The following is an 8943-nucleotide window of genomic DNA, read 5'->3' as shown; positions in this document are numbered from 1 at the left end:
TTAACTCCGTTCAAAACCAGGCTTAGAGCGTGTTGCCAATTTTCGGACGAGTCTATTTGGCGGCGAGCGCGCCTAGAGCGGCTCCTACTAGAGGATTGTTGAGAAACTTGAGAATCGCTGGCTGGTCTGCCAAAACCTCTTGGAAAATGTCGGGATGGTTGTGATAGGCAAAGGCAGCAAGTTTGCTGACATCATCGGCACTCATGCGGTTGGGATGATGAGTCGATAATCCGAGTTGTCTTTCTAGATCGCGATCGCTCAACCCCCTATGTTTGAAATGCTTGAAGAATTCCCGCGCCACATCATCTCGCTCGTTGGGTTTAATTTGGGCGATCGCCTGTTGCAGTTCGGGTTCCATTTGGTTGGCAGGAATGCGATCGGGATGGAAAGACCGACCGAATAACCGACGGCGCTCGTCTCTAGAGGAACGCTGAGCAAAATCATCGAAATTTTCGTATTTTGACGAGATATCTGCTTCTGATTCGTCGTCGAGAGACTCGACATTCCCGCGAGCCAGATCGTTCATAATCTGGCGTTTATATTCTTCACTACTAGGCATGATTGCAACCTCATTACTGGCAGAAACTAGAAATTCTTAACTAAGAAGCTGCTTCGTATTCGATCTGGCGTGTCTGTTTGTCGTATCGAGCGGTTAAAATCAGCTTCTTATCTGGTGCATACATCAACACCGTTAAATTGCGATTGGGGAAGTTTTTCTCAAACCCTTGCATGAGAGACTTAGCAAGACTACGAACTTCCGTGGGGCGAACTTGCGGCGAAATGACCGCTCCTAAAATATCATTGCCGCGTACATAGGCATCTTTAATTAAGCCTTGGCTCGCTTGAACTACCCAGTCGCCAAATTCCTGTCCTTGTGCGGTATTACCGCGTTCGATTTGGCTGTAAGTAGTGCGATCGCCCTCCAATCGGTAAGCTGCGCGATCGCTTGGAGCGGTTGTCGTACAAGCAGTCGTTGTCACCAAAAAGAGAATTAAGCAAACAGCAACCAAACTTCTGCGAAGCCGTGCGAGTAAATTCACGCTGACCTCCTTCAATTGCAAACTAATAACGATTTTTTTCGATTGAAATTCTCAAAAAAGAAGCAGATCCAGATAGTTTTGGCTCTACCTAGATCTGCTTCAGTTAGCCTTAGCTTCTATCAACACTGCGCTTCACATCATCTTTGATATCTTCTTTAGCATGACGTGCTTCGGCTTCGACTTGCTTGGCTTTTCCTTCAGCTTGGTCTTTGGGGTCGCCAGTTGTTTGTCCAACTGCATCTTGCACTTTACCTTCAATATTTTTGGCAGTGGCTTTTGCTTTTTCTTCTAAACTCATTTGACTGCTCCGTTTTTTGATAACAGAATAAATTCAATTTAGCAGGGGTAAAACTATCCTTAATCCTGCTTTTTAAATTCTATAAAAACGCGATCGATTGTTTATCTTTCTGAGGTTAGATTTATAGAAAAATTTTTACTCTAATTTTAGTAAAAAATAAGTTGGATAAGAGGACATCTGAAAAGTTCATTTTGTCATTCCCAGTGCAGTAGAATCTAACGAAGAATCCCTGTTTAGAGTTGGTAGGCTAATACCATTTTGGCGAAGCCGCCGCACGCTCCTTGAACCTCTTCAAGGAGAACGGCGGATTTTGGATTAAGAAGTAAGGGTGCTTCGATCTAAAAACACGCCCTTACTTCCCTACAGTTACTGTCAAAAACTCGCCACACACAGAACGGCTGACTAATTGCGAACTGATAATTGCAATTCGATTTTTAGAAACTCTATTGAGTAATATCCTTCAGTGTTTCTTTGACTTCATCGATAAAAGAAGTCGCTTTTTGAGAATTTTCAGGATTTTTCATTTTGTTAGCGTCAGCAGCTCCCTGAACTTCATTCAAACCTCCTTGCGATCGCTCCTGAACTTCTCTGAGTGTTGTCGGAGGTGCTTGAATAGTTTCATCTGTCTTTTGTTGGATTTTGTTTAAATTTACCTCGCCTTCTGAAGGATTGCTTTTGGTACTTCCAATAGCAGCAGCAGGATAGGCACTAGAGAAGAACAATAAAGCGCAAGCAAAAGCTGTCACTAGAAAACGTATTGTATGCAGAATAAAATTCATATGTCCTCCGAAATCATTTATGGTTAATAAGACTAACTTCGTTGTTTGTGCGAAACAGCTACTCAACCGAAAGATCGGTCAGCAAGTTTCCGAATTTTACTGTCCAAAGAAACTTTTTACTTTATTCATTACATTTTCTGTTGTGTCTTCAACCCGATTTTCTGCCTTCTGTAATTCGCTTTGAGTCTTGCCTATATTTTGCTGGGCGCGACCCTTAATCTGCTTGGCAGTTGCATCGGCTTGTCTGGCTGTTCTTTTAGCGGCTTTTTCAACCTTTTTTCCTGCCTCGTCGATCGCGCTTTGGGTTTTGCCAAGTTCTTGCTGGGCGCGACCCTCAACCTGGTTTTTGAGGCCGGAACTTCCTAAGTCGGCAAGGGATCGATAATTGCTTTCTAAGGCTGTTGCATTGGCAAAATTATTGGCAAAAATGAAGCTCCCTTGCCATCCAAATGCTAATGCCAGCAAACAGCTAAAAGCTAAAAGTAATTTACGACCATTTTTCCAGAGATTATTAACAATAAAATTGTTTTTCACTGAAAAACTCCTTATTGGTTCTTATAAGCTATTTTTAGCGTAAAGACATCCGTAATTAAATCGATCCACAGTTGGATAATAAGATGGTGAAAAATTTTAATTAAATACCTCTATAGGTAGAGAAATTTAATTTGGGTATTATGTCTAAAATCTCGAAAAGTGAGTAAGAATAGCTTTTTTATCTCTCCTTCTTTTGGTTTGGAGAACAAAATGGTAAGATTGCCTATCAAAAATACAAGGAAATTACTAGCAGCGATCGCTAGAAAGCTTTAACACAGAATTAACAGACAAAGGCTTTTGTGGGCTTCCTATCCAACAGCAAGCTAAAACTGATAATAGAAGTCTTTGCTATTCTCATGGTTAGAGCTAGTCATGGTGCTTCTTCCTTCTCAACTAAAATCGCCAATCGCTAATGTAAGCGAGGAAGCTAGCCAAATCTTTTTTTCGTCAGTCTTAAACCGTCGTTATTACGACGATTTAGAAGCGCTGTGAAAAGTGCTATGATATACGAGCCGAGGAATTGATTCCCCGGCGGTTGTTGCGAAGAGTGCAAGCTCTTAACTTAAATAGACTTGCGCTATGAGCATAGAACTTAAATTCTGGGCAGGTTATACAACAGATGTAAGCTCTGCGATCGCTATTCTTTTAGGCTCTTACAAAGGCTCCTAAAGTTTGTCCAGAGGTAAGAGTAAAATCACCTTCAGGTACGTTAGTTAAAAGCGAATCAACAGCATCGATAGAGGCAGAGGCATTAAAACGGCTTCGATTTAGTTGTACGTTAGCTATCAAATCTCGAACTCCGCCAGTGGTGACAAATACTTGAAAACTGAAATTACCTGGAGCTACTTGATAGGTATCGCCAGCTCCCAATTGAATTTGTTCGCCAGGCTCGAAGCCTCTAATCCTAGCAAAATCGCCATCACCTTGAGATTTATTGTTCCTTGTGTTGCCATGTTCTTACTCTTTTGAAATTTTTACACTGAAGTCATTGAATAAGCGTCTGCGAAAAAGAGTTATTCTCTTTGCTTTGTGCGATCGCACCTTAAATAAGCAAAACTTTTCATAACTTCTATCAATAACTTAGAAGGACAATCTGGATTTTATGCATAAATTTACAAATTTTAAGATTTAGAACGACTGCTGCACCCGTTTCAGGGGCAAATTTCGCTCTGTCTTAAGAGGAAGAAACTTTTTCTAAGGAAATATTAAAAACATAGTTTTGTCGCCGGACGCATTCGGAACTAAATGCGATCGCAATTTGATAAGTGTTAGCAACAAATACCTGAGTAGGGTGTCTAGTTTAACTTTTAAGAGAAATTCTCTCAAATCCCGAATAAATATTAAATTTTTGTCCGCGTAAAAAACCGATTAAAGTAATCCCAAATTCTTTAGCGACGGCAACAGCCAAACTACTCGGTGCAGAAACGGCACAAACGATTGAAACGCCAGCAGCAATGCACTTTTGCAGAATTTCAAAACTCGATCGCCCGCTAACCATGACAATATATTCATTTAGAGGTAATTCATCGGCTAAAAAAGCCGAACCAATTAATTTATCGAGTGCATTATGCCTTCCTACATCCTCTCGCAATTTTATCAGTTGTCCTTGAAAGTCAAATAGAGCGGATGCATGTAATCCCCCCGTTACCGTAAAAATTCCTTGGGCAGAACGCAATTTATCCGGTAGACTATAAATGATTTCAGGCGTAACCGTTCGTTCGGTAGAAATCATCGGACAATCGCGAATTTTTATCGAATCAATACTCGCTTTTCCACAAACTCCACAGGCACTCGTTGTAAAAAAATGACGTTCCAAAGGCGCTAAATTGGGTCGCAATCCTTTTCTTAAAGAGACGTTAATAACGTTATAGCGTTGTTCGCCATCTAAATCTGGATCGATGCAATAAGCAATCTTTTCAACATCTTCTTGTCGATGAATAATTCCTTCACTGTAAAGAAATCCAATAGCTAAATCGAAATCTGCTCCCGGCGTTCGCATAGTTATGGCAACGGTTTGTTTGGGTTCAATCAGACGGATTTCTAGGGGTTCTTCTGTGGCAAGATAGTCCGAACGAGAACGGATTTTACTATTTTCTACAACCCAGACTTGAGATTTTGTTTTACTGCCGGGAGTCTCTTTCATCGCTTCAGTTTACCTAGAAAATTTTTCTGAATCTATATTCCAATTTACCCAGTTAATTGCCTCTCTTACAGGATATTTAAGAATTGTTTTTGAAAACAAACGTAGTAAAATGAAAAACCCCCAAGAAGAGTTGAAACATGTTAACTTAGAAAAGAAAACATTTAAATTAAACAAAAAAGATTTGATTTAGAAAAAAGTTAACCAAATCTCGATCGACAAAAGCCGAGCGAGGCAGAACGACAAAAAACTCTTTAGTTTTTCCCAAAACAAGCATAAGCGGCTGTAACCGCATCAGTAAACCCTTCGCGATTGATTAGTTTGCTAGAAAGTGTAATTCTCTATTACTTGTGCCAATCAACTGAAATTTAAGCTTCTCATTTGCGAGCTAGCCTTTCAATTTTAGTCGGTTTATTCTGCCATATTTTTAGAGAGAAAATATTTTCAAAAACCAAGTGCGATCGCGCCTAATTAATTGTGTAAAGAAACAAGTATGACAACCAAGCGAATTTTAGTCATTGACAACGAACAGTACATTCAGGAAGTTACCCAAATTTGTCTGGAAACCGTAGCCGGATGGCAGGTAATAACAGCTAGTTCTGGCTTAGAGGGATTAAGCAAAGCAGAAAGCGAACAACCAGATGCCATTTTGTTAGATCTGATTATGCCAGAAATGGATGGGCTGACAACTTTTGAAAAGTTGCAAGAAAATCCTCTTACTCGTCAAATTCCTGTAATTTTCTTAACAGCAAAAGTAATAGCTACCAGTGATTCTAGTCCAGTTCTTAAGAGTTTAGCGGCGATCCCCAAGCCGTTTAATCCTCTGGAGCTAGCCAGTCAAATTTCAGAAATCCTTGGTTGGACTGACTAACCCTTCTAGAAAAATTAATTTAAATATAACGATCCCAAATCCTCACAATTTCCTCAAATTGTTTCTTTATTCTTAAAGTTAAAATCCCGACTCGAATGATGAAATCTCCAAGAGCGAGTAAAATTCAAAAAATTAATAAGCAATCGAGAGAGTGGGAGGGAATGTTTATGTTATTAAACGAAAATCGGGTTTGGTATCCTCCTATTGAACTAATAGAAACGGATACGGCTTTAATTTTGAGAGCAGAAATTCCAGGGGTGAAGATCCGGGACTTGGACGTTCGCACGACTAAAAGTTTGATTTCCATTACTGGAAAGCGTCACGAGCAACATTTTGCCAATGAAAAAGAACTGATTTGTTCGCAACTGCATTACGGACAGATTGAGTGTCTTATCGAGTTACCAGTACCGATTCAAAATCATCGTGTCGAAGCAGAATTAGTCGATGGCGTTCTAACGGTTATCATGCCCAAAGCTCAAACATGGGATACCTCTAAAAATCAGGAAAATATACAAGAAATATTGGCTTTATTTCCAGCCTAGTCACTCCTAGCAGGTTAGCAATTCTCAATCCTCACAATTTCCTCAAATTGTTTTTTTAATCTCAAACTAGAGCCTAGTCAATTTAAGTCAATCTAGCTCCCAGATAGTCGTTTTTAAAACAATCGATCGCAAACCGATTAGCCGGAGGGAAAAGCGAGCATGAACGCAAAAGAATCAGCCAGAGAACTAATGACCCAAAAGCGTCAACAGGAAGAGCATCTACATGAGACGATGTTGAATCGCTCGCAAGAGGAACTAGAAACTGCTAACACCGCTGAGATAGAGGAACAAGCAAGAGAACTGATGGCACAGCAACGCCAACAGGAAGAACATGTAGAAGAGTCTATGCTTAGCCGGGCAGAAGCTGAAATCCATGCTTCTAAGGGCTAACTTTAGAAAAAATAGTTGCGGCACAAACCATTAAAACTAGGGAGGAGTACAGGACAATATCTCGTCAAGTCAATTGCTAAACTCGACTATTAATCTTGATGAAGTCAACGTCAAGCTTCTGGAAATCGTGAATTGATTTGACTACTCCTCTAACTTTTTTCAAGAGGGTTTTTATGCTATGTCTGCCAATAATCAAAATGATGAAAATCGGTTGACTTTTAAAGAATATCTCAATTTAATTTATAGATATTTAAGTCAACCAATTGGAGATCCAAATTATAAATTCATCGTCAATTTTCAAGAGTTTAAAAAACATTTTTTACAGCTCCAGTTGCTGGAGCGCTGTTGGAATTTAGAATGCGCTCAATTTTTAGAACACTGCTGGAATCTAGAGTTTAAGCCAGAAACTACTCAACGCTAAGCTTGGTAAATCGATCGCTCTAAACTTGCTTGACTCATAAGTCGAGGTGAGGTCTAAACTTCTAGTTTTTAATAAATTTTCTTGTTTAATAATGTCTAGATAATTTTAATTTATTCGGCAACTTGTAAATTTTAATAAAAAGCAATAAAATTCTCTAGATAAATTCGATTATAATAGAGATAAAGAGAAGAAAGTCAAACCATCAATAGTGATTTTTTAGACAATCTAAATAAACCGATCGCGTGGAGGGTTAGGAATTATGAAATTGTTAAAAGACATACAACAACTCATTCAAAATATCTGGCTTAGCATTTTGAGGATTTTTAGCCCCAGGGATGACGACTATCCAGAAATCGGAGTTCAGCCTTTTGAAGGCGAACCCTATGACGGAAATCAACAATCTTTGTAGAAATTTGGTCAAAATTCAATTCATAGAATCAGCTAATAGCTACTCGCTATTAGCTCTTAATTTTTAGCAGTTCAAAAGCGATTCTCTGTCCTCTATCTTTAGTCTCCTATCAGCCCCCGTAAAAAATGCTAGACCTATAGTAAAGACCGGAAAATTTCCAGTCTTGCTCGACTTGGGTTGCTTCCTGTCAGAATAACTAATAACAGGCTCTACTACATAAGAAGGTTTCATGGTCGATTCTGACTTATCTAAACCTCAACGCAACTGGCTACAGAACTGGTGGGCATCTCTTAATCCCCTATCGCGCCTACTAGCGATCGCTCTGGCTGCTCCGCTAACCGTCCTCAATGCTAGGGCATTTTCTGCTATCTTTAGTTACTTTCGATCGCTGATTGTCATTTTATTGCTAGCCTCTGTCCTAGCATTCCTGCTGAATTATCCCGTCAATTTCCTACAAAGTAGAGGAGTGAGGCGAGAACACGCAGCTATCCTGGTTTTTCTCCTCACGTTGTTTATTTTCCTGGGGCTGGGCCTAACCTTATTGCCACTAGCTTTCTCCCAGGCACAACAACTCGTCGCACGCTTACCCGAATGGCTCGATTCCGGGCAACGTCAACTAATGATGCTAGACGAGCGGGTTCAGAATTTAGGCTTACCGATTAGCTTTGACGGTTTGATCGCTCAAATTAACAGCCGACTGGCAGGAGAGTTACAGAGTCTCGCTGGAAAAATTCTCAACTTAGCCTTAAACCTGACGGTTTTTACGGTTGTGCGATCGCTAGACGTTCTTTTGACCGTCATCTTAACCTTTTATTTGCTCCTGCACAGTCAGGACATCTGGCGGAGCTTAATCGAATGGTTGCCCAAAAGTATACAGAAGCCTTTTACTGAAACCCTACGATTGAGTTTCCAAAACTACTTTCTGGCGCAGATCGTTAGCGCAACTTTAATGGCTTCAGGTTTAGTTTCTAGCTTTCTGCTTCTGAAAATCCCATTTGGTCTGCTCTTTGGCTTAACCATCGGTTTGATGGCACTGATTCCTTTTGGCGGCTCCGTGGGAATTGCTTTAGTCACTCTGCTGGTAGCGCTGCAAAACATTGGCTCGGCACTCCAATTACTTGCCGTTGCGGTTGTCGTACAGCAAATCGTTGAAAACGGAATCGCTCCGAGAGTGTTGGGCAGCGTAACGGGTTTAAATCCATTTTGGGTTTTGTTGGCTCTCCTAACCGGAGCGAGAATTGGAGGATTGTTGGGGGTTATTGTTGCCGTACCGACGGCAGTAATGATTAAAGAGGCGCTGACAATAGTACGCTCTACAGAGCATCAATCGCAGCCGCATCTCTCTCCAGAAGAGATTTCACAAACGCATCCCGATTCAGAAACCGCCATCGAGGAACACTCAGAAGAAACTGAGATCCTTAAGTCGCGCTAATCACCGAAAATGCGCGTCGGGAAGCCCTCAGCTTCAGATGTAGGGAGGAACGACGCGCCAATCAACAAAACGCCGAAGGCATCATTC

Annotated in this window: 13 protein-coding genes; 6 read left to right on the top strand and 7 right to left on the bottom strand. The window is 40.7% G+C overall.

All coding sequences use genetic code 11. From position 1 onward, the window contains the following. Positions 1–52: 52 nt before the first annotated feature. The 7 genes from NIES593_RS22985 to fdhD form a co-directional block, all read right to left on the bottom strand. Positions 53–559 carry a hypothetical protein gene (locus NIES593_RS22985; protein ID WP_073601779.1) on the bottom strand — a complete coding sequence of 169 codons (507 nt, stop codon included), beginning with the start codon at positions 557–559 and terminating at the stop codon, positions 53–55. Positions 560–599: 40 nt separating this feature from the next. Beyond that, a complete protein-coding gene (locus NIES593_RS22980; protein WP_073601780.1) occupies positions 600–1040 on the bottom strand; it encodes a hypothetical protein in 441 nt (146 codons plus the stop codon). A gap of 109 nt (positions 1041–1149) precedes the next feature. Next, positions 1150–1338, bottom strand: a complete 189-nt coding sequence (locus tag NIES593_RS22975; protein ID WP_015142118.1) for a CsbD family protein — start codon at positions 1336–1338, stop codon at positions 1150–1152. 443 nt (positions 1339–1781) lie between these two features. Next, complete coding sequence (locus NIES593_RS22970; protein WP_073601778.1) at positions 1782–2117, bottom strand: hypothetical protein; 336 nt, start codon at positions 2115–2117, stop codon at positions 1782–1784. Between the two features lie 96 nt (positions 2118–2213). Continuing rightward, on the bottom strand, positions 2214–2651 hold the full coding sequence (locus NIES593_RS22965) for a hypothetical protein (RefSeq protein WP_073601777.1): 438 nt from the start codon (positions 2649–2651) through the stop codon (positions 2214–2216). Between the two features lie 645 nt (positions 2652–3296). After that, positions 3297–3521, bottom strand: a complete 225-nt coding sequence (locus NIES593_RS22960) for a hypothetical protein (protein WP_073601776.1) — start codon at positions 3519–3521, stop codon at positions 3297–3299. A gap of 430 nt (positions 3522–3951) precedes the next feature. Then, positions 3952–4794 (bottom strand): formate dehydrogenase accessory sulfurtransferase FdhD, encoded by an 843-nt coding sequence (fdhD, locus tag NIES593_RS22955; protein ID WP_073601775.1) that lies wholly within the window; start codon positions 4792–4794, stop codon positions 3952–3954. A 490-nt stretch (positions 4795–5284) separates the two neighbouring features. On the opposite strand from fdhD, the gene NIES593_RS22950 reads away from it, so the two are divergent. The 6 genes from NIES593_RS22950 to NIES593_RS22930 all read left to right on the top strand — a co-directional run bounded on the left by NIES593_RS22950 (position 5285) and on the right by NIES593_RS22930 (position 8856). Next, positions 5285–5662: a response regulator gene (locus tag NIES593_RS22950; RefSeq protein ID WP_073601774.1), complete on the top strand. Its 378-nt coding sequence runs from the start codon at positions 5285–5287 to the stop codon at positions 5660–5662. Between the two features lie 167 nt (positions 5663–5829). Further along, positions 5830–6204, top strand: coding sequence for an Hsp20/alpha crystallin family protein (locus tag NIES593_RS22945; protein ID WP_175561222.1), 375 nt, complete (start codon positions 5830–5832; stop codon positions 6202–6204). A gap of 159 nt (positions 6205–6363) precedes the next feature. Continuing rightward, entirely contained in the window at positions 6364–6594 is a 231-nt protein-coding gene (locus NIES593_RS22940; RefSeq protein ID WP_073601772.1) for a hypothetical protein, read from the top strand. Positions 6595–6772: 178 nt separating this feature from the next. Beyond that, positions 6773–7015, top strand: a complete 243-nt coding sequence (locus NIES593_RS22935) for a hypothetical protein (protein ID WP_073601771.1) — start codon at positions 6773–6775, stop codon at positions 7013–7015. A gap of 259 nt (positions 7016–7274) precedes the next feature. After that, entirely contained in the window at positions 7275–7424 is a 150-nt protein-coding gene (locus NIES593_RS24465) for a hypothetical protein (protein WP_175561221.1), read from the top strand. A gap of 229 nt (positions 7425–7653) precedes the next feature. Beyond that, positions 7654–8856 (top strand): AI-2E family transporter, encoded by a 1203-nt coding sequence (locus tag NIES593_RS22930; RefSeq protein ID WP_073601770.1) that lies wholly within the window; start codon positions 7654–7656, stop codon positions 8854–8856. Positions 8857–8943: the final 87 nt, after the last annotated feature.

The sequence above is a fragment of the Hydrococcus rivularis NIES-593 genome (assembly GCF_001904635.1).
In the GTDB taxonomy this organism is placed as follows: domain Bacteria; phylum Cyanobacteriota; class Cyanobacteriia; order Cyanobacteriales; family Microcystaceae; genus Hydrococcus; species Hydrococcus rivularis.
This window is presented reverse-complemented; position numbering and strand designations above follow the sequence as displayed.

What these genes read in the sequence shown, in the direction of transcription:
- NIES593_RS24465 (WP_175561221.1), top strand. Translation starts at nt 7,275, where the DNA reads ATGAAATTGTTAAAAGACATACAACAACTCATTCAAAATATCTGGCTT.
- NIES593_RS22940 (WP_073601772.1), top strand. Translation starts at nt 6,364, where the DNA reads ATGAACGCAAAAGAATCAGCCAGAGAACTAATGACCCAAAAGCGTCAA.
- NIES593_RS22950 (WP_073601774.1), top strand. Translation starts at nt 5,285, where the DNA reads ATGACAACCAAGCGAATTTTAGTCATTGACAACGAACAGTACATTCAG.
- NIES593_RS22975 (WP_015142118.1), bottom strand. Translation starts at nt 1,338, where the DNA reads ATGAGTTTAGAAGAAAAAGCAAAAGCCACTGCCAAAAATATTGAAGGT.
- NIES593_RS22945 (WP_175561222.1), top strand. Translation starts at nt 5,830, where the DNA reads ATGTTATTAAACGAAAATCGGGTTTGGTATCCTCCTATTGAACTAATA.
- NIES593_RS22970 (WP_073601778.1), bottom strand. Translation starts at nt 2,117, where the DNA reads ATGAATTTTATTCTGCATACAATACGTTTTCTAGTGACAGCTTTTGCT.
- fdhD (WP_073601775.1), bottom strand. Translation starts at nt 4,794, where the DNA reads ATGAAAGAGACTCCCGGCAGTAAAACAAAATCTCAAGTCTGGGTTGTA.
- NIES593_RS22985 (WP_073601779.1), bottom strand. Translation starts at nt 559, where the DNA reads ATGCCTAGTAGTGAAGAATATAAACGCCAGATTATGAACGATCTGGCT.
- NIES593_RS22935 (WP_073601771.1), top strand. Translation starts at nt 6,773, where the DNA reads ATGTCTGCCAATAATCAAAATGATGAAAATCGGTTGACTTTTAAAGAA.
- NIES593_RS22930 (WP_073601770.1), top strand. Translation starts at nt 7,654, where the DNA reads ATGGTCGATTCTGACTTATCTAAACCTCAACGCAACTGGCTACAGAAC.